The following is a 19,660-nucleotide window of genomic DNA, read 5'->3' on the forward strand; positions in this document are numbered from 1 at the left end:
CGGCAGGCTTGGGCGCGGTCGGCAGCGGGGTGACCTTGGCGGTCGCTGCCGCTGCCGGGGCCGGCGCCGGGGCGGGCGCGGTGGCGGCGGGCTCGACGGGCTCGGCCGCAACGGCCTCCTCCTCGGCCTTGGCCAGCAGCGGCTCGCGCAGCAGGCTGATCACCTGGGCCAGCTGGGCGCACATGTCGCCGCGCTTGACCACCAGATCGAGGATGCCGTGCTCCAGCAGGTATTCGGCGCGCTGGAAGCCTTCGGGCAGCTTCTCGCGCACCGTCTGCTCGATGACGCGGGCGCCGGCGAAGCCGATCATGGCGCCGGGCTCGGCGATGTGGATGTCGCCCAGCATGGCGAAGGAGGCGGTGACGCCGCCGGTCGTCGGATCGCACATGACGACGATGAAGGGCAGGCGGGCCTCCTTCACCATCTGCGTCGCGATCACCGTGCGCGGCATCTGCATCAGGCTGACCGCACCTTCCTGCATGCGCGCGCCGCCCGAGGCGGTGAAGACGATCAGCGGCGCGTCCTGCAGCACGGCGAGCTTGGCGGCGGTCACGATGGCCTCGCCGACGCCGGCGCCCATCGAGCCGCCCATGAAGCCGAACTCGAAGGCGGCGACGACGGCGCGGCGGCCCTCGATCGTGCCATGCGCCACGGCGACCGCGTCATCCTGGCCGCCCTTGGCCTGGGCTTCCTTCAGCCGGTCGGCATAGCGGCGCTGGTCGCGGAAGCGCAGCGGGTCGGCCGGCGCCCGCGGCAGCTCGATGCGCTGGAAGCCGGGATCGAAGGTGTATTCCAGGCGGCGCTGCGCCGGGATGCGCATGTGGTGGCCGCAATGGGTGCAGACATGCAGCGACCGCTCGAGGTCGCGGTGGAAGATCATCTGCTCGCAGGCCGGGCATTTGTGCCAGAGGTTGTCCGGCACCTCCTTGCGGCCGAGCCATGTCTGGATCTTCGGCAGCGCCCATTCGCTGATCCAGTTCATGCGGAGACCTCTCTTTCCTGCTGTCCGCGCCGGCTGGTCGCGAAGTCGGCGGTGGTAGGCTTCGTGGCCGCGCGAAGCAAGGGGCAAGCCGGCCGGGCCTTCCGGGAGGCCCGCGCCGCACTCCGCGGCGCGGCCTGAGAATTGGATGAAAAGGTGGTCATTTCAACTGGCAAGGGCCTGGGCGCGGCGTTTGAATGAGGCCGCCGGGATGGCCCGGCGCCATCGCGGGATGCCACGCCTCATGACCCCCTCTCTGCTGCTGCCGCCGCTGCTGCTGATCGGCTCCAACCTGGTGATGACCTATGCCTGGTACGGCCACCTGAAGCACCCCTCCTGGCCGATGTGGCTGGCGGTGCTGCTGAGCTGGGGGCTGGCCTTCTTCGAATACTGCCTGGCAGTGCCCGCGAACCGCATCGGCTACGGCGCCTATACCGGCCAGCAGCTGAAGATCATGCAGGAGGTGATCACGCTGATCGTCTTCGGCGGCTTCTCGGTGATGGTGCTGGGCGAGCCGCTGCGCTGGACCTACCTGGCCGCGATGGGCTGCCTGGTGATGGCGGTGGTCTTCATCTTCCTGCCGGTCGACTGAGTGTCCGTCAGCGGCCGCACGGACAGGAAGAAGAGGGGTCCAGGGGAATTCCTTCCCCTGGCCCGGCTTACTTCTTGAACAGTTTCCTGAGCCAGTTGATGAGCCCGCCGTTGTTGGCCGGCCGGCGGCTGGCCCGCGGCTGCGCCGCATGCGGCCGCGGCGCCGGGGGCGCCGCGCTGGCCAGGGTGTGCCGCCCGGTATCCTGCGCCGCGATCAGCCGGCGCTCGAGCGCCACGACCTGGGCCACCGCCTCGGGCGGGTGATGCGCGGCCAGCGCCTCGGCGGTCGTCGCCGCGTCGGTCCATTCCTCGGCGCGGCGGAGGGCGTCGATCACCCGCACCGTCTGCTCGGCGTCCAGGGGCGGGCCGGAGCGCCACAGCGCCACCGCGTCGCGCCGCCAGGCGACGGCCAGGTCCGGCCGGTTCATGTCGTCGGCGACCCAGGCGGCGTGCAGCGTCGCCTCAGCGCCGGCGTGGAGCGCCCCGGTCTCCTCCAGCACATGGGCCCAGGCCAGGAAGCGGCGGGCCAGCGGCGGGTGGCTGGTGTCGGCGATCAGCGCGCGGAAGGGGGCGGCCGCCACAGCATCGGCCGCCGCCGGATGGGCGCGGCCGATATCGGGGGCGGCATAGGCGCAATGCGGGCATTGCTGCAGCCAGCGGGCCATGGTGCCGCGCAGCGGCTCGCCGGGACGCAGGTCCAGGTCGGGCGCCTGCTCGGGCGGGCCGGGGCGGAAGGGCGGCTGCCGGCTTTCGCCGCCGCAGACGGCGCAGCGCAGCGCGCCGGCGGCATCGCCGGAGCGGGCGTTGGCCGAAGGGGAGCCGGCGGAAGACGGACCAGCGCTGGGAGGCATCGCCATTCTGTCAAACTAAGCATCAACCGCGCCCGCGCGAAGGGGTGGCGACCCGCAAACATTGCAGTTCTCGCGCCCTGGTGTTGCGGGGGCGGGTGTTGCGTGGGCGGGGCGGCCGGGCCAAACATGCGGCCATGCCCCGCGGCGACCTCTTCCCCGATATCGCGCCCTTCGAGACCGGCCTGCTGCCGCTGTCGGGGGGGCATGTGATGTATTGGGAGCAGGTGGGCAATCCGCGCGGCCAGCCGGCGCTGTTCCTGCACGGCGGCCCGGGCGCCGGGGCGGGGGCGGTGCACCGCCGCTTCTTCGACCCCGCCCATTGGCGGATCATCATCTTCGACCAGCGCGGCTCCGGCCGGTCGCGGCCGCTGGGCGAACTCGCCGGCAACACCACGCCGAACCTGGTCGCCGATATCGAGACGCTGCGGCGGTTCCTCGGAATCGACAGCTGGCTGCTGTTCGGCGGCTCCTGGGGCTCGACCCTGGCGCTGGCCTATGCCCAGGCGCATCCCGACCGGGTGCAGGGCTGCGTGCTGCGCGGCGTCTTCCTGGGAAGGGCGCAGGAGGTGGAGTGGTTCCTCTACGGCATGCGCCGGATCTTCCCGGATGCCTGGAGCCAGTTCGCCGAATTCATCCCGGCACCCGAGCGCGGCGACCTGCTGCGCGCCTATTTGGCCCGGCTGACCGACCCCGACCCGCAGGTGCATTTCCCCGCCGCCCGGGCCTGGAGCCAGTATGAAGGCCTGTGCTCGACGCTGATGCCGAGCCCGGACACGGTGGCGAGCTTCGCCCAGGACCGCACCGCGCTGGGCCTGGCGCGGATCGAGGCGCATTACTTCGCCCACGACCTGTTCCTGCCACCCGAGGGGCTGCTGGGCGGCATGGCGCGCATCGCCCATATTCCGGCCGAGATCGTCCAGGGCCGCTACGACATGGTCTGCCCGGCGGAGAGCGCCTTCGACCTGGCCGCCGCCTGGCCGCGCGCCCGGCTGACCGTTGTCCCCGATGCTGGCCATTCGGCGCTGGAGCCGGGGGTGCGGGTGTCGCTGGTGGCGGCCGTGGAACGCTTCCGCCGCCGCGGCTGAGCGGCCGCGGAAGCCGGGTTCCGTTGCGGCGCGATATGCACTAGCTTGCCGCGCGTGTCTCCGTAGCTCAGCCGGATAGAGCACCAGATTCCTAATCTGGGGGCCGTGGGTTCGAATCCCGCCGGGGACATTTTTCCGGATTTTCATCGCGGGCGGACAGGTGGGTCGCAGGACGGCCCGGCCGCGATGGCGCTGGCCGCCATTGCGAAGCCATGCCCCTCAATCGATCCGATATCCCAACGAACCGGCTTGAAACCTCTCCCATGGACGCGAGTTGATGAAGCAAACCGGCCTGCATGGCCAGTCATTTTCGTTTCGAAGTCGGACATTGATTTAAAATCACCAATACATGCGAATTCATGTGGCCTCCTCTCTCCCAAGAACCGATCGTTTTCTGGACTGTAATTCTCCGGTTGGACGCGGCGATTCTGTGATTGTTCTGGCCATTCCTCATTTCAGGGTGGACATTCATCCGATGGATGCCTAGACCTTGGCGCGAAGCCGGCGGCGTCTCTGGACTGTGTCATTTTCAGGGCACAATCCACAGATGCCGTCATCTGCTCACTCAATGGAGGTGATGCCGCTCCCGAAGGCGGGCGGCAGGCCCGAGGACGACCCGAGGACCATGCAAACCACGACCATGCCGGGCGGCGACGCCCGGCCGAACCCGTCTGCGATGCCGAGCCCCGCCGCCGCCCCGGCGGCGCCCCAGGGAATTCCCCTGGCCGAGGAGGCCGCCGCCCCGGTGAAGATCGCGCTGCGGAACGTCTTCAAGGTGTTCGGCGACCGGCCCGAGGCCGCGATCGCCCTGGCCCGCCAGGGCCGCACCAAGGAGGAGATCCTGGCCGAGACCGGCTGCACCATCGGCGTGCACGATGCCAGCTTCGACATCCATGCCGGCGAGATCTTCGTCATCATGGGGCTGTCGGGCTCCGGCAAGTCGACCCTGCTGCGGCTGATCAACCGGCTGATCGAGCCGTCTGCCGGCGCCATCGAGATCGATGGCCAGGATGTGACGAAGCTCTCCGCCCAGGACCTGATCGCGCTGCGCCGCCGCGATATGGCGATGGTCTTCCAGTCCTTCGCGCTGCTGCCCAACCGCACGGTGCTGGACAATGCCGCCTTCGGCCTCGAGGTCGCCGGCGTGAAGGAGGCCGAGCGCCATGCCCGCGCCATGGCGGCGCTGAAGGGTGTCGGCCTGGCGCCTTATGCGCAGTCGCGCCCCGACGCGCTCTCCGGCGGCATGAAGCAGCGCGTGGGTCTCGCCCGCGCGCTGGCCAGCGAGCCCAGCGTGCTGCTGATGGACGAGGCCTTCTCGGCGCTCGACCCGCTGATCCGCGCCGAGATGCAGGACGAGCTGCTGCGGCTGCAGTCGGAGCACAGCCGCACCATCGTCTTCGTCAGCCACGACCTGGACGAGGCCATGCGCATCGGCGACCGCATCGCCATCATGCAGCACGGCCATGTGGTGCAGGTCGGCACGCCGGACGAGATCGTGACCAAACCGGCCAACGACTATGTCCGCTCCTTCTTCCGCAACGTCGACGTCGCCCAGGTCTTCCGCGCCCGCGACATCGCCCGCGAGACCCAGGTGACGCTGATCGAGCGCCGCGGCATGGCGGTGCCGGCCGCCCTCGAGCGGCTGCGCCGGCATGACCGCGACACCGCCATCGTGGTCGGCCGCGACAAGCGCTACCACGGCATGGTCAGCGCCGATTCCCTGGCGCAGGCCGCCCGCAGCGGCGCCGCCGACCCCTATGCCCGCGCCTTCCTGGCCGATGTCGAGCCGCTGCATGCGGACGACCTGCTGTCCGAGGTGATGGGCCGCGTGGCGCAGAGCCCGCATCCCCTGCCGGTGGTCGATGGCGCGCAGCGCTATCTGGGCTCGATCAGCAAGTCGACGCTGCTCATGAGCCTCGACCGGTCCACCGACTGAACGCCCGCGGAAAGGAGCACGCCATGCAGGATCTCGATCTGCCGATCGGCGAGGCCGCCGATGCGGCCGTCAATTTCGTCCTCGACCATTTCACGCCCACGCTGGACGGCATCGCCGCCGCTATCGCCCTCGTCACCGACAGCCTGCGCGACGTGCTGGTCGGCCTGCCGGCCCCGGTGATCATCGCCGCCATCGCGCTGCTGGCGCTGTGGCGCGTGGGCTGGAAATTTTCTGTCTTCGCCGTGGCCGCGCTCGCTTTGATCATGGGCATGAACCTCTGGCCGCGGATGATGGAGACGCTGTCGCTGGTGCTCGCCGCGACCGGCTTCGCCATGCTGGTCGGCATCCCGCTCGGCATCGCCATGGCCCGCAGCAACGCGGTGCAGGGGGTCGCGCGCCCGGTGCTCGACCTGATGCAGACCATGCCGGCCTTCGTCTACCTGATCCCGGCCGCCATGTTCTTCGGGCTCGGCGCCGTGCCGGGCACGATCGCCACGGTCATCTTCGCCATGCCGCCGGTGGTGCGCCTGACCAATCTCGGCCTGCGCCAGGTTCATTCGGAATTCATCGAGGCCGGGCTCGCCTTCGGCTGCACGCCGACGCAGCTGCTGCTGAAGGTGCAGATCCCCAACGCGCTGCCGTCCATCATGGCCGGCATCAACCAGACCATCATGCTGTCGCTGTCGATGGTGGTGATCGCCTCGATGATCGGCGCCGGGGGCCTCGGCAACACCGTGCTGACCGGCATCCAGCGCCTCGATGTCGGCACCGGCTTCGAGGGTGGACTGGCTGTCGTCGTGCTGGCCGTGCTGCTGGACCGCATCACCCAGAGCTTCGGCAATGCCCGCCCCAGCCTGTTCGGCGGGCTGCGCGCGGCGCTCGGCAGCCGCAAGGCGGCCGAGTCCGAGGACGAGGCCGTCCAGGGCCACCCCGGCCGCGCCTGATCCCTTTCCATTGACTGTCCATACGCGGGTCGTCCGTCGTCGCGCTGACCAGCGCGACGGCCGGCGGGCCTGCGCCACGAACAACAACAGGATTACCGACGCCATGCATGCACGCCGCGCCTTCCTCGGCCTTGCCGCCGCCGCCCCCTTCGCGCTTGCCGCGCCCCGCCTGGCCCGCGCCGCCGGCACCGCCAAGCTGGGCTTCGCCCCCTGGGCCGATGCCGAGTTCATCACCCGCCTGGCCGCCAGGCTCGCCGAGCAGAAGCTGGGGATGAAGGTCGAGCTGGTGCAGACCGATGTCGCGCCGCTCTACCAGGGCCTGGCCCGCGGCGATGTCGACGCCATGCTGATGTGCTGGCTGCCGAAGACCCATGCCGATTACTGGCAGCGCGTCGAGGGCAAGGCCGAGCGCCTGGGCGTCCTCTACAACGGCGCCAAGCTGGGCTGGGTGGTGCCCGCCTATGTCCCGGAGTCCGAGCTGGCCTCGATCGCCGACCTGGCGAAGGACGATGTCCGCGGCAAGCTTTCGGGCCGCATCCAGGGCATCGAGCCGGGCGCCGGCCTGACCCGGCTGTCGCGCCAGACCATTGCTGACTATGGCCTCGACTACACGCTGCAGGAATCCAGCGAGGCGGCGATGCTGTCGATGGTCGAGCGCTCGATCCGCCGCAAGCAGTGGATCGTCGCCACCGCCTGGAGCCCGCACTGGATGTTCGGCAAGCACGAGCTGCGCTATCTCGCTGATCCGAAGGGCGCGCTGGGCGGGGCGGAGGAGGTCATCGCCCTCGGCCGGCCGGGGCTGCGCCAGGCGCAGCCGCAGCTGGCGGCCTTCCTCTCCAAGCTGAACATGCCGCTGGCCGAGCTCGAGGCCGCCATGCTGGTCGCCCAGGAGAAGGACAACGACGCCGCCGTCGAGGCCTATATCTCCGAGCATGCCAGCCGGGTGAACGGCTGGTTCGCCGGCTGATGTCTGTCGGTTCGGGCCGGGGCGTCGCCCCGGCCCGGCCGTTTCGTCAGCCCGCCATCGCCAGGCTGGAGGCCAGGCCATAGGCGCTGCGCTCGCCCGGGATCGGCGCCAGGCGCGAGGTCAGGCCCAGCACCGTCTCGGCGCCGCCGAGATACAGCGCGCCATCGGGGGCCAGCAGCCCGGCCAGCGCGTTCAGCACCCGCTCCTTGGTCGGCGGATCGAAGTAGATCAGCACGTTGCGGCAGAAGATCACGTCGAAGCGGCCCAGCACCCGATGGTCGGCGAGCAGGTTGCGCTCCTCGAACCGGGTCATGGCGCGCAGCTCCGGCGAGGCCCGCCACTTGCCGCCTTCCTGCTTGAAATACTTCACCAGCATCTGCACCGGCAGGCCGCGCTGCACCTCGAACTGGGTGAACAGCCCCTCGCGGGCCCGCTCCACCACCTCGCGGGAGAGGTCGGTGCCGTAGATCTCGGCGTCGCGGATGCCGAGCTCGCGCAGCACCATGGCGCAGGAATAGGCCTCCTGCCCGGTCGAGCAGGCGGCCGACCAGATCCGCAGCTTCTGCCCCGCCGGACGCGCCGCCTGCAGCTTCGGCATCAGCCGCTTCAGGTGGTCGAAGGGCTTGCCGTCGCGGAAGAAGCTGCTCTCGTTGACGGTCAGCGCCTCGGTGACCGCACGGGCCAGGATCTCCGAGCGGGTGTCGCGCAGCTTCAGCGCCAGGGCGTCCAGGCTGGGCAGCCCCTCGCTCCGCAGGATCGGCGCCAGCCGGGTCTCCAGCATGTAGTCCTTGTCCGGCGTCAGCACGATGCCGGCGCGCGACTTCACCAGCGTCGCGATCAGGACAAAGCTATCCGCGTTCATGCGGCGTCTCCGGCCCGGGACTTCCCGTGGCAGCTGAGGCGGTGGTCGAGCGACCTTGGAGGCGGTGTCGATGCCGGCGTGGCGCCGCCGGCTGCGCCCGGCGGGTTCAGGACCCCGCCGGTTCCGGCACCAGGCCGAGCTGGGCCAGCTTGCCGGTCAGGATCTCGTCGTCGAAGGGCTTCATGATGTATTCCTGGGCGCCGGCGCCCAGGGCCATCAGGATGCGCTCGAAGTCGTTCTCGGTGGTGCAGAGCATCACCAGCGGCTCATCCGGGCCGAATTCGGCGCGGGCGGCCTTGAGGAATTCCAGCCCGTCCATGACCGGCATGTTCCAGTCGAGCAGCACCAGCTTCGGCAGGCCGAGCCGGCAGGCATCGAGCGCCTCCTGGCCGTCGGCCGCCTCGGTCACCACGGCGCCGTGCTTCTCCAGCATGCGGCGCGCCAGCTTGCGCACCACCCGGCTGTCATCCACGACCAGGACGGTCAATGCCTCGTCCACGCCAGCGCTCCTTAGGATTTGCCTGCCGATCCCCGGCATCAGGCGGGAGACCCGCCACGTCATGGCGGCATCTAGGGGTGCTGACGTTTACGCGATGTTAACCCCTGTCGAATGGATGGAGACAGCGCAAGCGGGGCGGTTCAGGCGACGATGATGATGTCCTCCAACAGGGGGGCGCCGCCGGTGATGAGGGTGATGGTGATGCCCGCTTCCGGCCCGCTGCCATCCGGGTCCAGGTGAAGGCTGCTGCCCCAACCCGGGACGCCCTGCGTATAGACCAGCCTGCCATGGTCGCCGGTCGCCGGGCCGCCATCGGGCTGATAGAAATCCTCCTCCTCCAGATCCATGCCGGCATAGAGTCCGCCGCCAAAGACCGCTGCCGAGATCAGGATGTAATCCTCGCCGGGCCGGAAATCGGTGATGGAGGACGAGGCCCGCGCCCGGATCTCGAAACGGTCGATGCCCTCGCCGCCGGTCATGATGTTGTTGTAGCCCCGGGCCACCAGCCAGTCGTCGCCGGCGCCACCCTCCATCCGGTCGTTGCCCAGCCCGCCGTCGAGATAGTCGTTGCCCTCGCCGCCGAACAGCAGGTCGGTGCCGTCGCCGGCCAGCAGCGTGTCGTCGCCACCATGGCCGTAGAGCTCGTCCTTGCCGGCCTTGCCCTCCAGCCGGTTGCGGCCGTTGTTGCCGATCAGGATATTGTCCAGGCTGTTGCCGAGCCCGTTCAGGTCGAGCTGGGGCGTGTCGCTCTCCAGGTCGCCCAGGGTGATGTTGTTGGCGAAGCCACCGCCCAGGTTGAAGCTGATCGAGCTGTAGACGGTGTCGACGCCGCCATTGCCGGTCTCGACGATGCGGTCCCCGACATTGTCGACGTAATAGGTGTCGTTGCCGAGGCCGCCGATCATCATGTCGGCGCCTGTGCCGCCGTCGAGCAGGCTGCCATGGGTCGCCGAGCCCTCCAGCCGGTCGTCGCCGCCCAATCCGTATAGGGCGACGCCGGTCGACTCGCCCCTCAGCGTGTTGTTCAGCGCATTGCCGGAGCCGGACCTGGCGGTGCCGGTCAGGGTCAGGTTCTCGACATGGTCGGACAGGGTGAAGGTCACGCTGCTGCGGACGGTGTCGGTGCCCTCGCCGGCATTCTCGATCACCCGGTCCATCAGGTTGTCGACGTAATAGGTGTCGTTGCCGGTGCCCCCATACATCGTGTCGGCGCCGAAGCCGCCATCGATGACGTCGTTGCCGCCGAGGCCGTAGAGCGTGTTCGCCGCCCGGTTGCCGATCAGCGTGTTGGACAGCGAGTTGCCGGTGCCGTCGATCCGACCGTCGCCGGTGAGTGTCAGATTCTCGATGAAGCTGCCGCCGAGCGAGAAGCTGACGCTGCTCTTCACCGTGTCGATGCCGCCGCCGCTGGCCTCGACGACGCGGTCGCCGATATTGTCGACGATATAGATGTCGTTGCCGGCGCCGCCGACCATCCGGTCCGCGCCCAGCCCGCCATTCAGCTGGTCGTCGCCGGCGCCGCCATCCAGCACGTCGTCGCCGCCGCGGCCATAGAGCTTGTCGTTGCCCAGGCCCCCGTTGAACTGGTCGGCGGCCTCGGTGCCGCTGATGTGGTCGTCGCCGTCGGTGCCGTCGAAGACCGCCAGCAGCGTGACGAGCTTGGGCTTGATGGACATCGGGTTTTCCCTCCGCTTGACGAATATTTCGTATCAGGTTGGTTTTACTTGGTGTCAATCCGCGCCGCCCCGCCGGCCGATCAGTTCGGGGTAGCGAAAGGACGCGCTCAAGCCTTTGATCCAGTTTCGAAAACCTCCACCGGTGCCGGGGGCGGGCCGACAGCGAACGACAGGCAGTCGCGCCATCGCCCAACCCGCTCTATCATGCGGCGTGACCGAGCCTGTGAGCGGAGCCTGAAGACCGATGGCCGAAATGCTGCGTGCCCCCGAGCGCGACCGACTGATCGCCTATCTGGAGCGGCACCTGCTGCGCAGCCTGCCGCTGGACGGGCGCGAGGTCGCGGCGCTGCGCGAGACGCATGTGCCCATGGCCACCTCGGAATGGTGCTGGACCGGCGACACCGCGACCGCGGTCGAGCTGCTGGCCCAGCCGGGGCTGCGCTCGCGCTGGGGCAAGCTGTCGGACCGCCTGACCGAGCTGCTGCTGGCCATGGGCCAGGGCCCGCTGCTGATGCGCCGGGTCTCGGCCGCCGAATGCCGCATCGTCCAGGCCGATCCGCGCGACTTCCTGGTGGTCACCGCCACCCACCAGTTCACCGGCGACCTGTCCAAGGGCATCCTCCGCCAGACGGTGCGCGAGGCGCCCAACGGCCGCCCGGTGCACTACACCGGCCACATGGTCGAGTTCCGCATCGGCCGCCAGCGCTTCTGCCTCGATGTCGAGGACGCCATCGCCGAGTTCGGCGTGCAGCCGCAGCCCGGCGGCGCCCTGCTGTTCCATGAGAGCGTGCTGAAGGCCGAGGTCGGGATGCTGCGCAAGACCACCAAGGTGGTCGGGCGCCTGCGCTATGAATACCGCGTCACCGCCGGCGACCCGCGGCTGCAGGCAACGGTGACCTTGCGCGCCGAGCCCGGCGTGCAGCTGACCCGGATCCGCCTGACCACCGCGGTGGACGAGCTCTCGGGCGAGCCGCTCCACCCCTTCTCGCAGATCAACGTCACCGCCGGCGGCCAGTCCCGCGCCGTGACGCTGGGCGCCGAGCCGCTGGCGACGCTGCAGACCGGCGCCACCGAGCTGATCAGCCTGATCGAGGAGAACACCCCCGGCGCCGCGCTCGGCCTGCATATCGCGCCGGCGACGCCCGCCACCGTCTACAGCGTCAAGGCGCAGCCGCGCGACGGCCGGCTGCACTGGCTGCTGCTGCGCCATGCCTGCGACAGCCTGGGCGGCGGCGCCCAGTTCCAGGCGGTGGAGCAGCGGCTGCTGACCGCCGGCAGCGCGACCCTCGGCCTGCCCGCCTATGCCGATCTCCTGCGCGATCCCTCCTCGCTCGCCGGGCGCGACCCGGGGCTCACCGCCGACCATGGCGTCGCGCTGAACGCCGTGGCCACCCAGCTGCTGCATGCCGCCACCCGTGCCTATGACCCGCCGCTGCCCGAGCCGCGCCGCACCGAGCTGCGCGCCTGGTACGACCGCCATCTCGACCTGTTCTTCGCGGCCCTCGGCGAGGGCTCGCCCGAGGGGCTGCGTGGCAGCCGCGTCTATCTGCGCAGCCTGGCCTTCGCCCTGATCTCGCTGACCAGCCTGCACCGCGCGACGGGCGAGGAGCGCTACGGCGCCCGCCTGGCCCGCGGCCTCGACCTGCTGCTGACGCTGCAGCGTTCGGAAGAGGAAGGCGGCGCCTTCGCCGAGCCCGGCCACGCCGCCTATCTGGACAACCACGCCGCCGCCCTGCTGGCCCTGGCCCGCATCAGCCTGCGCTGGCCGGACCCGCGGCTGCAGGGCGCCGTCGCCCGCGCCATCGCCGCCATCCGCATCGGCCAGCAGGAGGTGCCGACCGATGGTGGGCTGCACGCGCTGGAGACGCCGCTGGTGCGCAGCCGCCGCGCCGATGGCCGCTGGGAGGAGGATGGCGGCTTCTGGTCCTTCAAGCTCGGCCTGCTGATGCGCGCCTGCAGCGCGGTGGCGCTGGCCCAGCAGCAGGGCGCGCTGGTGCTGGACGCCGCTACCCAGCAGGCGCTGCAGACCCTGCAGGAGGCCAGCTTCCGCGCCCTGCGCGGCCGGGTGAAGGAAGTCGACGGCACGCTCGAGGTCCGCACCAGCCCGCTGGCCGGCGAGGGCAATGCCGCCACCCAGCCGACCGTGCTGCTGGGCCTGACCGCGCCCGACGCCGCCACCATCCGCCAGGCGGCCGTCCCGGCCTGACCGCGCGCATGACCGTCGCCCTGCACCGCTGCGCTCCGGCGCGGCGTTTCTCTCTGCTCGCTTGCCTCGCGGCGATGCTGACGCTCGGCGCCTGCGCGGCGACGCCCTCGCCGCAGACGACCCTGGCGCCCCCCGTGCCCTATCCGCCCAGCGCGCGCGAGCGGATGCTGCGCATCGCCGAGGCCGAATGGCGCGACTGGGGCGGCATCACCGTCGACCTGCGCACCCCGCGCGCCAGCCGGCCAAGCCGCGGTCCGGGCCCGGAGAGCAACCTGGAAAACTTCCCCCGCGTGCTGGCCTATTGGCGCGCGGTCGAGGACGGCGGCGCCATCGCCCGCAACCGCCGGCTCTACGGCATGGCGCTGGGCGGCGCGCCGGCGGCGCTCTGGGGCGAGCCCGCCTGGTCGGCCGCCTTCATCAGCTATGTCCTGCGCAATGCCGGGGTCGACCAGCGGGAATTCCCGGGCTCGGCGGCGCATGCCTTCTATATCGACGGCATGCTGGCCGATGCGGCCGCCTTCCCGGCCACCGCCCCCTTCATCCCGCATGACTGGGACAGCTACCCGCCGCAGGTCGGCGACCTGGTCTGCGCCGACCGCTCGGACCGGCACCTGGCCCATTGGCAGCTGCGCCGCGCCGAGACCGGCCAGTTCCGCCCGATGCATTGCGACATCGTGGTCCAGGCCGGCCCCGGCGAGGTCGCCGCGATCGGCGGCAACATCGCCGATGCCGTGACCCTGTCGCGCTTCGCCGCCGATGCCAGCGGCCGCCTGCTGCCGCGGCAGCCGGGCGGCGCGCAGTGGTTCGCCGTCTTCGAGAATCGCCTGGGCCGCCTGCCCCCCTGGGGCGGCGCGCCGGCACGCATTTCCTCATCCGGCTGGAGGCCTGCCTCGTGACCGACCTGTTCTCGCCCCTGACGCTGCGCGGCGTCACGCTCCGCAACCGCATCGGCGTCGCGCCGATGTGCCAGTACAGCTGCGGCCCCGACGGGGTGCCGACCGCCTGGCACCTGGGCCACCTGCACGCCCGCGCCATCGGCGGCGCTGCCCTGGTGATCGTCGAGGCCACCGCCGTCAGCCCCGAGGGCCGCATCACCCCGCGCGACGTCGGCCTCTGGAGCGACGCCCATGTCCCGGCGCATCGCCAGCTGGCGGCGATCATCGCCTCCGCCGGCGCGGTGCCGGGGGTGCAGATCGCCCATGCCGGCCGCAAGGCCAGCACCGCCGAGCCTTGGATCGGCGGCCTGGCCACCGAGCATGGCTGGCAGCCGGTCGGCCCCAGCGCCGTGGGCTTCCCCGGCCTGCACGTGCCGACCGCCCTGGACGAGGAGGGCATCGCCAAGGTCATCGCCGACTTCGCCGCCACCGCGAAGCGCTCGGTCGAGGCCGGCTACCGCTTCATCGAGATCCACGCGGCGCATGGCTACCTGCTGCACCAGTTCCTGTCGCCGCTGTCGAACCAGCGCAACGACGCCTGGGGCGGCGACTTCGAGGGCCGCACCCGCCTGGCCCGCGAGGTGGTCAAGGCCGTCCGCGCGGCCATCCCCGACGAGATCGCGCTGGGCATCCGCTTCTCCCACACCGACTGGACCGAAGGCGGCTGGACGACCGAGGAGACGGTCGAGCTGTCCCGCCAGGTCAAGGCGCTGGGCATCGACCTGATCGACGTCTCCTCCGGCGCGCTGGTGCCGGCGCAGATCCCGCTGGCCCCCGGCTACCAGGTCCCCGGCGCCGCCGCGGTCCGCGCCGGGGCGGAGGTCGCCGTCGCCGCCGTCGGTCTGATCACCGAGCCGCAGCAGGCCCAGGATATCCTGACCGAAGGCAAGGCCGACGTGATCCTGCTGGCCCGCGAACTGCTGCGCGACCCCTACTGGCCGATGCACGCGGCCAAGGCTCTCGGCCGCCTCGACGCCATCCAGTCCCCGCCGCAATACGACCGGGCCTGGAGCATGCAGGGCAAGACCGGAGGCGTCGACATGCCGGTGGCGGCAACCCTGCCGGCTCTCGGGTAAAGAGAAGAAAGACGAAGGCGAGGGGAAGGAATTCCCCTCGACCCCTTCTTTTTTCTGTTCTTTTGGCCGTTTTGGGGCAGCGCTTGTTCTGCGGCGCCACCCCGATGGCGCTCCCCCGCAGGTCGCGCTTCGGCGGGGCCGTTTCACGCACTGTCCCCACGTGGACACGGCAGTCAGACAGAAAAATGCCAAGGATCTCCATCACCGCTCGCCTCAGCATCGACGAGACCGAGCTGACCGAAAGCTTCGCCCGCGCCTCCGGCGCCGGCGGGCAGAACGTCAACAAGGTGGAGACCATGGTGCAGCTGCGCTTCGACGCGGCCAACTCGCCCAGCCTGCCCGACGACGTCCGCGCGCGCCTGATCCGCCTGGCCGGCCACCGCGCCACCCAGGCCGGCGAGATCATCATCACCGCCCAGCAGCACCGCACCCAGCTCCGCAACCGCGAGGATGCGCTCGCCCGCATGCTCGAGCTGATCCGCGAGGCCGCCAAGCCGCCGCCGCCCAAGCGCCGCGCGACCAGGCCGACGCTCGGCTCGAAGAAGCGCCGGCTGGAAGGCAAGTCGCAGCGCGGCGAGACCAAGCGCATGCGCGGCAAGCCGGCGCACGACTGATGCCGGCGCCGGACCGCATCCGGAGCCAGGTTCGCCTGGCGCGCGACGCGGCCAGCGGGGTGGAGGCGATCCGGGCCCGCTTCTCCGGCCATGCCTATGACCTGCACCGGCATGACGACTGGCTGGTCGGCGTCACCGAATACGGGCTGCAGGACTTCTTCTGCCGCGGCGCGCGGCGGATCAGCACCACCGGCCGCATCATCCTGATCGAGCCGCAGGAAGCCCATGACGGCCAGTCCGGCGGCGAGGGCGGCTTCGCCTATTCCATGCTCTATCTGCCGCGCGCCTGGCTGCGTGCCGGGTTGGGCGCCGGGCCGGGCGAGGACCGCGACCCGGCCTTCCGCGCCAGCCTGGGCGACGACCCGGCCTTGGGCCGCGCCATCCTCGGCGCCCGCGCGGCGCTGGCCCTGCCGGAAAGCCAGCTGCTGCGCGACGCGGCGCTGGACGCGGTGCTGCGCGGATTACGCCCGCATCTCGGCCGCGCCGAGCCGGCCGAGACCCCGCGCGATGACCGCGTCGCCCGCCGCGCCCGCGACTGGCTGCAGGACCGCCTGGCCGATCCGGTCGGCGCCGACGGCCTGGCCCGCGCGGTGGGGGCGGCCGACCGCTTCCAGCTGGCCCGCGCCTTCCGCGCCGCCTTCGGCACCTCGCCGCATGCCTATCAGGTGCAGATCCGGCTGGTCCGGGCGCGGGGGCTGCTGGCCGCGGGCGGCGCGCCCGCCTCGGTCGCGGCGCTCTGCGGCTTTGCCGACCAGAGCCATCTCGGCCGCTGGTTCCTCCGCGCCTATGGGGTGACGCCGGCGGCCTATCGGCGGCTGTGCACGGGCGTTCCAGACAGGGGGCCGCCACCCGGGTGACCCTGTCCTTCTCCATCGAGAGAAGGACCCTGAAAAAGATGTTTGAGACGAAGGTGGCGGTGGTGGTGCTGGACGATCTCGCGGTCTGGCAGAAGCTGAATGTCACCGCCTTCCTGGCCACCGGCATCGCCGCCAGCGCGCCCGACGCTCTGGGCGAGCCCTATCTCGACGCGGCCGGCCGCAGCCATGCCCGGCTGCTGGGCCAGCCGATGCTGGTCTTCGCTGGCGATGCCGCAGGCCTGCTGCGCGCCTGGCAGCAGGGCATCGCCCGCGGGCTGACGCGGGCGGTCTATGTCCGGGCGATGTTCGCCACCGGCCATGACGCCGCCAACCGCGCCGCCTTCCTGGCCGAGCCCGCCGAGGCGCCGGACCTGGTCGGCCTGGCGCTGCGCGGACCGCGCAAGGATGTCGACAAGGCGACCAAGGGGCTGGCGCTGCACGGGTGACGGACCGGTGAAGCCCCTTTCCATCGCCCGCCAGTCCCGATAGGGCAGGGGCCATGCGTGACTCTTTCTTCATGGACGGTCCTCGATGAGCCGCCGGTCTTCCTTCCCCGCCTCGCTGCGCGGCTGGGGGCTGCTGCTGGTGGCGCTGCTGGGCGGGATCGGCGCCTTCGGCGTCAGCGAATCGCAGTGGAAGCGGCTGGGGCGGGAGATCTTCGGCCCGGCGCCGCGGACCGAGCGCGCCGCCCCGCGCGAGCCCTTCTCCGGCCAGCCGCGGGTGATCGACGGCGACACCATGGACCTGGACGGCATCCGGGTGCGCATGCAGGGCATCGACGCCTTCGAGCATGACCAGCAATGCACCCGCGCCGGCGGCGGCCGCTTCGCCTGCGGCGCGGCGGCGCGCGCCGAACTCGCCGAGCTGATCGGCGGCCGCGAGGTGACCTGCACCCCGGATGGCAGCCTGACGCATGGCCGCACCGTCGCCACCTGCACTGTCGCCGATCGCGGCCGGACGGTGAACCTGAACGCCGCCATGGTGCGCTCGGGCCTGGCCTTCGACTGCCCGCGCTATTCCGACGGCCGCTACGCCCGCGACGAGGCCGCGGCGAAGAGCGAGAATGCCGGCGCCTGGGGCGGCCGCTTCACCTATCCCTGGACGCATCGCGACCGGGCGAACGCCTGCAAGGCCCGCTGATGCTGCACGGACCCTGGCGGAAGCGGCTGCTGCGGCTGCTGGCGGTGCTGCTGCTGGGGCCGCCCCTGCTGCTGCTGGTCTTCCGCTTCGTCCCCGTGCCGCTGACGCCGCTGATGCTGATCCGCGGCCTGCAGGGCCATGGCATCGCGCATGACTGGGTGGCCTATGACCGCATCGCCCCCTCGCTGGCCCAGGCGGTCATCGCCGCCGAGGACAATTCCTTCTGCGAGCAGTCCTTCGGCTTCGACTTCGCCGCGCTGCAGGGGCAGATCGAGGCGGCGATGGAAGGCGACCGGCCGCGCGGCGCCAGCACCATCACCATGCAGACCGCCAAGAATCTCTTCCTCTGGCCGGGGCGCGACCCGGTCCGGAAGGTGGTCGAGGCCTGGCTGACGCCGCAGGTGGCGCTGCTCTGGCCGAAGCGGCGCATCCTCGAGGTCTATCTGAACAGCGTCGAATTCGGCCCCGGCCTCTACGGCGCCGAGGCGGCCGCCCAGGCCTTCTTCAACCGTCCGGCCGAGCGTCTGACGCCGGCCCAGGCGGCGCAGCTTGCCGTGGTGCTGCCGGCGCCGCTGGAATGGTCGGCGGCGAACCCGTCTGGCTATCTGCGGGGCCGCGCCGCCACCGTGCAGCGGCGCATCGGGCAGCTGGGGCCGCTGCTCGACTGCGCCCGCTGAAGGCCTGCCTCAGAACATCGCCCTGACCAGCCCGGTGGCCAGCGCGGTCTCCGCCTTGCGCAGGTCGCCCGGCCGGGAGAGGTGGAACCAGGCCCCGTCATGCACCAGGCCGAAGAGGCGTTCCTCCTCGATGGCGCGTTCCCACAGGCGCATGGTGCCGAAGGGCCCTTCCGGCGACTCCCGGAACAGCCGCGGCGCGACGATCTGGACGCCGGCATAGACATAGGGCGAGATCTCCCGCTCCTTCGGCCGGCGGATGCGGCCCAGCGGGTCCATCATGAAGTCGCCGCGGCCGACCTCGCCCTCGACCACCGCCGAGCGGACCAGGAGGAGAAGCCCGTCCATCTTCCCGGGATCGAAGGCGGCGGCCAGGCGCAGGATGGCCTGGCTCGGCCCGTCCAGCCAGAAGGCGTCGCCGTTGACGACCAGGAAGGGGTCCTCGCCCAGCAGCGGCAGGGCGTCGCGCACGCCGCCGCCGGTCTCCTGCACGGTGTCCTCGCGCAGCACGGTGGGTGGGGTGGCGCGGGCGGCGCAGGCGGCTTCCACCTGCTCGGCGAACCAATGGGCATTGACCACGACGCGGCCGATGCCGGCGGCCTCGATGCGGTCCAGCGCGTGGTCCAGCAGGCTGCGTCCGGCCAGCTTCAGCAGCGGCTTCGGCGTGGCTTCGGTCAGCGGCCGCATCCGGGTGCCGAGGCCGGCGGCCAGCACCATGGCGGAGGAAAGGGTGATCACGCGGCGGCATCCTTGGCAGGGTTCTGGCGCAGCGCGGCGGGCACATGCGCGTCGAGGAAGCGGGCGAGCGGGGCGGTCGCCGGATGGTGCAGGGCCTGGGCCAGCAGGTCCCAGCAGCGCGGCCCGTGGCGCAGGTAATGCGGCTTGCCGTCGCGGCGGTCGAGGCGGACCCAGAGGCTGGCCACCCGCAGGTGCCGCTGCGCCGCCATCGCCGCCCGCGCCGCGTCGAATTCTTCGACATTCAGCCCGGGGCGGGCAGCGAAATAGGCCGAAGCCGCGGCGTCGCGGACATCCGGCCGGACATCGCGGCGGGCGTCCTCCAGCAGGCTGACCAGGTCATAGGCCGGGTGGCCCAGCGCCGCGTCCTGGAAGTCGATGATGCCGGTGCGGCGGGCGCCGTCGCGCCCTTCCAGCCGGATCAGGTTGGCCGGGAAATAGTCGCGGTGGACGAAGCCGCCGGCGCCGGCAAAGGGCGCCAGCATCGCGGTCATCGCCCCTTCGAACTCGCCCCGGACCTCAGCGGAAGCGGCCGCGCCGAACGCCGCCGGCCACCACCAGTCCAGGAAGGTCGCGCCCGCCGTCGCCGTCATCCGCCCGACTTCCCACAGCGGCAACCCCGCCGGGGGCGGCGCGGCGTGCAGGGCGGCCAGGGCCTCGGCCGCCTCGACATAGAGCGGCGCCGGATCGGTCCCGGCATCGAGCAGCGCGGAATGGGTGGCGGGTCCGAGATCTTCCACCAGCGCCAGGCCGTGCGGCACCGCCTCGGCCAGGATCGCCGGCGCCGACAGGCCGATGGCCTCGATGTGGCGGGCGATGCGCAGGAACGGAAGAAGGTCCTCTTCCGGGGTCAGGCCGACCTTGGGCGCGTCGGTGCAATCCATCAGCAGCGCCGGGCGCGGCCCGCCCGAGAGGCGGGTGTAGCGCCGGTGGCCGGCATCCTGGGGCAAGGTCTCGGCGCGCGCTTCGGCATAGCCATGCGCGGCCAGGAAGGCCTCGGCGGGGGAGAGGGTCGCGAGGGGCGTCATGCTGC

The 19,660-nt window shown here is 71.3% G+C and carries 20 protein-coding genes and 1 tRNA gene; 14 read left to right on the forward strand and 7 right to left on the reverse strand.

Going from position 1 to position 19,660, the window contains the following annotated elements:
- Window positions 1-982 (reverse strand): acetyl-CoA carboxylase, carboxyltransferase subunit beta (gene accD / locus BKE38_RS20625; RefSeq protein WP_106409265.1); only part of this gene is annotated, 982 nt, incomplete at its 3' end.
- 241 nt (window positions 983-1,223) lie between these two features.
- Here accD and BKE38_RS20630 point away from each other — a divergent pair.
- The gene (locus BKE38_RS20630) at window positions 1,224-1,571 is read left to right on the forward strand and encodes a DMT family protein (protein ID WP_076959158.1); all 348 of its coding nucleotides are present in this window, start codon (window positions 1,224-1,226) and stop codon (window positions 1,569-1,571) included.
- Window positions 1,572-1,638: 67 nt separating this feature from the next.
- On the opposite strand, the gene BKE38_RS20635 is transcribed toward BKE38_RS20630, so the two are convergent.
- A complete protein-coding gene (locus BKE38_RS20635) occupies window positions 1,639-2,427 on the reverse strand; it encodes a hypothetical protein (protein ID WP_242662508.1) in 789 nt (262 codons plus the stop codon).
- A gap of 128 nt (window positions 2,428-2,555) precedes the next feature.
- On the opposite strand from BKE38_RS20635, the gene pip reads away from it, so the two are divergent.
- From pip to BKE38_RS20660, 5 genes are all read left to right on the forward strand, one after another.
- Window positions 2,556-3,506, forward strand: coding sequence for a prolyl aminopeptidase (pip, locus tag BKE38_RS20640; RefSeq protein WP_076959132.1), 951 nt, complete (start codon window positions 2,556-2,558; stop codon window positions 3,504-3,506).
- Window positions 3,507-3,562: 56 nt separating this feature from the next.
- A tRNA-Arg gene (locus BKE38_RS20645) sits at window positions 3,563-3,636 on the forward strand.
- A gap of 495 nt (window positions 3,637-4,131) precedes the next feature.
- Window positions 4,132-5,442, forward strand: coding sequence for a glycine betaine/L-proline ABC transporter ATP-binding protein ProV (gene proV / locus BKE38_RS20650; RefSeq protein ID WP_242662509.1), 1,311 nt, complete (start codon window positions 4,132-4,134; stop codon window positions 5,440-5,442).
- Window positions 5,443-5,465: 23 nt separating this feature from the next.
- Window positions 5,466-6,386: an ABC transporter permease gene (locus tag BKE38_RS20655; protein WP_076959133.1), complete on the forward strand. Its 921-nt coding sequence runs from the start codon at window positions 5,466-5,468 to the stop codon at window positions 6,384-6,386.
- A gap of 103 nt (window positions 6,387-6,489) precedes the next feature.
- Window positions 6,490-7,353, forward strand: coding sequence for a glycine betaine ABC transporter substrate-binding protein (locus BKE38_RS20660; RefSeq protein ID WP_076959134.1), 864 nt, complete (start codon window positions 6,490-6,492; stop codon window positions 7,351-7,353).
- Window positions 7,354-7,399: 46 nt separating this feature from the next.
- Here BKE38_RS20660 and BKE38_RS20665 read toward each other — a convergent pair whose 3' ends face one another.
- The 3 genes from BKE38_RS20665 to BKE38_RS33675 form a co-directional block, all read right to left on the reverse strand.
- Window positions 7,400-8,215, reverse strand: coding sequence for a CheR family methyltransferase (locus tag BKE38_RS20665; protein ID WP_076959135.1), 816 nt, complete (start codon window positions 8,213-8,215; stop codon window positions 7,400-7,402).
- 106 nt (window positions 8,216-8,321) lie between these two features.
- On the reverse strand, window positions 8,322-8,714 hold the full coding sequence (locus tag BKE38_RS20670; RefSeq protein ID WP_419899851.1) for a response regulator: 393 nt from the start codon (window positions 8,712-8,714) through the stop codon (window positions 8,322-8,324).
- A 140-nt stretch (window positions 8,715-8,854) separates the two neighbouring features.
- Window positions 8,855-10,390 (reverse strand): calcium-binding protein, encoded by a 1,536-nt coding sequence (locus BKE38_RS33675; RefSeq protein ID WP_076959136.1) that lies wholly within the window; start codon window positions 10,388-10,390, stop codon window positions 8,855-8,857.
- 244 nt (window positions 10,391-10,634) lie between these two features.
- On the opposite strand from BKE38_RS33675, the gene BKE38_RS20680 reads away from it, so the two are divergent.
- The 8 genes from BKE38_RS20680 to mtgA all read left to right on the forward strand — a co-directional run bounded on the left by BKE38_RS20680 (window position 10,635) and on the right by mtgA (window position 17,895).
- On the forward strand, window positions 10,635-12,596 hold the full coding sequence (locus BKE38_RS20680) for a hypothetical protein (RefSeq protein ID WP_076959137.1): 1,962 nt from the start codon (window positions 10,635-10,637) through the stop codon (window positions 12,594-12,596).
- Window positions 12,597-12,604: 8 nt separating this feature from the next.
- A complete protein-coding gene (locus tag BKE38_RS20685; RefSeq protein WP_076959138.1) occupies window positions 12,605-13,492 on the forward strand; it encodes a DUF2272 domain-containing protein in 888 nt (295 codons plus the stop codon).
- Window positions 13,489-14,607: an NADH:flavin oxidoreductase/NADH oxidase gene (locus BKE38_RS20690; protein ID WP_076959139.1), complete on the forward strand. Its 1,119-nt coding sequence runs from the start codon at window positions 13,489-13,491 to the stop codon at window positions 14,605-14,607. Before BKE38_RS20685 ends, BKE38_RS20690 begins: the two co-directional genes overlap by 4 nt.
- 185 nt (window positions 14,608-14,792) lie before the next feature.
- Entirely contained in the window at window positions 14,793-15,221 is a 429-nt protein-coding gene (gene arfB / locus BKE38_RS20695) for an alternative ribosome rescue aminoacyl-tRNA hydrolase ArfB (protein WP_076959140.1), read from the forward strand.
- Window positions 15,221-16,078 (forward strand): AraC family transcriptional regulator, encoded by an 858-nt coding sequence (locus tag BKE38_RS20700; RefSeq protein ID WP_076959141.1) that lies wholly within the window; start codon window positions 15,221-15,223, stop codon window positions 16,076-16,078. Before arfB ends, BKE38_RS20700 begins: the two co-directional genes overlap by 1 nt.
- A gap of 38 nt (window positions 16,079-16,116) precedes the next feature.
- Window positions 16,117-16,524: a DUF2000 domain-containing protein gene (locus BKE38_RS20705; RefSeq protein ID WP_076959142.1), complete on the forward strand. Its 408-nt coding sequence runs from the start codon at window positions 16,117-16,119 to the stop codon at window positions 16,522-16,524.
- Window positions 16,525-16,609: 85 nt separating this feature from the next.
- A complete protein-coding gene (locus tag BKE38_RS20710; RefSeq protein ID WP_083747730.1) occupies window positions 16,610-17,218 on the forward strand; it encodes a thermonuclease family protein in 609 nt (202 codons plus the stop codon).
- Window positions 17,218-17,895, forward strand: coding sequence for a monofunctional biosynthetic peptidoglycan transglycosylase (gene mtgA / locus BKE38_RS20715; protein WP_076959143.1), 678 nt, complete (start codon window positions 17,218-17,220; stop codon window positions 17,893-17,895). The genes BKE38_RS20710 and mtgA overlap by 1 nt, the downstream gene beginning before the upstream one ends.
- A gap of 9 nt (window positions 17,896-17,904) precedes the next feature.
- On the opposite strand, the gene BKE38_RS20720 is transcribed toward mtgA, so the two are convergent.
- Together BKE38_RS20720 and BKE38_RS20725 are read right to left on the reverse strand one after the other, a co-directional pair.
- On the reverse strand, window positions 17,905-18,630 hold the full coding sequence (locus tag BKE38_RS20720) for a nucleotidyltransferase family protein (protein WP_207553628.1): 726 nt from the start codon (window positions 18,628-18,630) through the stop codon (window positions 17,905-17,907).
- Window positions 18,627-19,655, reverse strand: coding sequence for an aminoglycoside phosphotransferase family protein (locus BKE38_RS20725; RefSeq protein ID WP_076959144.1), 1,029 nt, complete (start codon window positions 19,653-19,655; stop codon window positions 18,627-18,629). Before BKE38_RS20725 ends, BKE38_RS20720 begins: the two co-directional genes overlap by 4 nt.
- Window positions 19,656-19,660 lie beyond the last annotated feature (5 nt).

The sequence above is a fragment of the Teichococcus deserti genome, from assembly GCF_001982615.1.
GTDB lineage: Bacteria > Pseudomonadota > Alphaproteobacteria > Acetobacterales > Acetobacteraceae > Pseudoroseomonas > Pseudoroseomonas deserti.

Coding starts and splice junctions, on each gene's coding strand:
- mtgA (WP_076959143.1), top strand. CDS start 17,218: ATGCTGCACGGACCCTGGCGGAAGCGGCTGCTGCGGCTGCTGGCGGTG.
- BKE38_RS20635 (WP_242662508.1), bottom strand. CDS start 2,427: ATGGCGATGCCTCCCAGCGCTGGTCCGTCTTCCGCCGGCTCCCCTTCG.
- proV (WP_242662509.1), top strand. CDS start 4,132: ATGCAAACCACGACCATGCCGGGCGGCGACGCCCGGCCGAACCCGTCT.
- BKE38_RS20685 (WP_076959138.1), top strand. CDS start 12,605: ATGACCGTCGCCCTGCACCGCTGCGCTCCGGCGCGGCGTTTCTCTCTG.
- BKE38_RS20680 (WP_076959137.1), top strand. CDS start 10,635: ATGGCCGAAATGCTGCGTGCCCCCGAGCGCGACCGACTGATCGCCTAT.
- BKE38_RS20705 (WP_076959142.1), top strand. CDS start 16,117: ATGTTTGAGACGAAGGTGGCGGTGGTGGTGCTGGACGATCTCGCGGTC.
- pip (WP_076959132.1), top strand. CDS start 2,556: ATGCCCCGCGGCGACCTCTTCCCCGATATCGCGCCCTTCGAGACCGGC.
- BKE38_RS20710 (WP_083747730.1), top strand. CDS start 16,610: ATGAGCCGCCGGTCTTCCTTCCCCGCCTCGCTGCGCGGCTGGGGGCTG.
- BKE38_RS20725 (WP_076959144.1), bottom strand. CDS start 19,655: ATGACGCCCCTCGCGACCCTCTCCCCCGCCGAGGCCTTCCTGGCCGCG.
- BKE38_RS20655 (WP_076959133.1), top strand. CDS start 5,466: ATGCAGGATCTCGATCTGCCGATCGGCGAGGCCGCCGATGCGGCCGTC.
- arfB (WP_076959140.1), top strand. CDS start 14,793: ATGCCAAGGATCTCCATCACCGCTCGCCTCAGCATCGACGAGACCGAG.
- BKE38_RS20660 (WP_076959134.1), top strand. CDS start 6,490: ATGCATGCACGCCGCGCCTTCCTCGGCCTTGCCGCCGCCGCCCCCTTC.
- BKE38_RS20700 (WP_076959141.1), top strand. CDS start 15,221: ATGCCGGCGCCGGACCGCATCCGGAGCCAGGTTCGCCTGGCGCGCGAC.
- BKE38_RS20665 (WP_076959135.1), bottom strand. CDS start 8,215: ATGAACGCGGATAGCTTTGTCCTGATCGCGACGCTGGTGAAGTCGCGC.
- BKE38_RS33675 (WP_076959136.1), bottom strand. CDS start 10,390: ATGTCCATCAAGCCCAAGCTCGTCACGCTGCTGGCGGTCTTCGACGGC.
- BKE38_RS20630 (WP_076959158.1), top strand. CDS start 1,224: ATGACCCCCTCTCTGCTGCTGCCGCCGCTGCTGCTGATCGGCTCCAAC.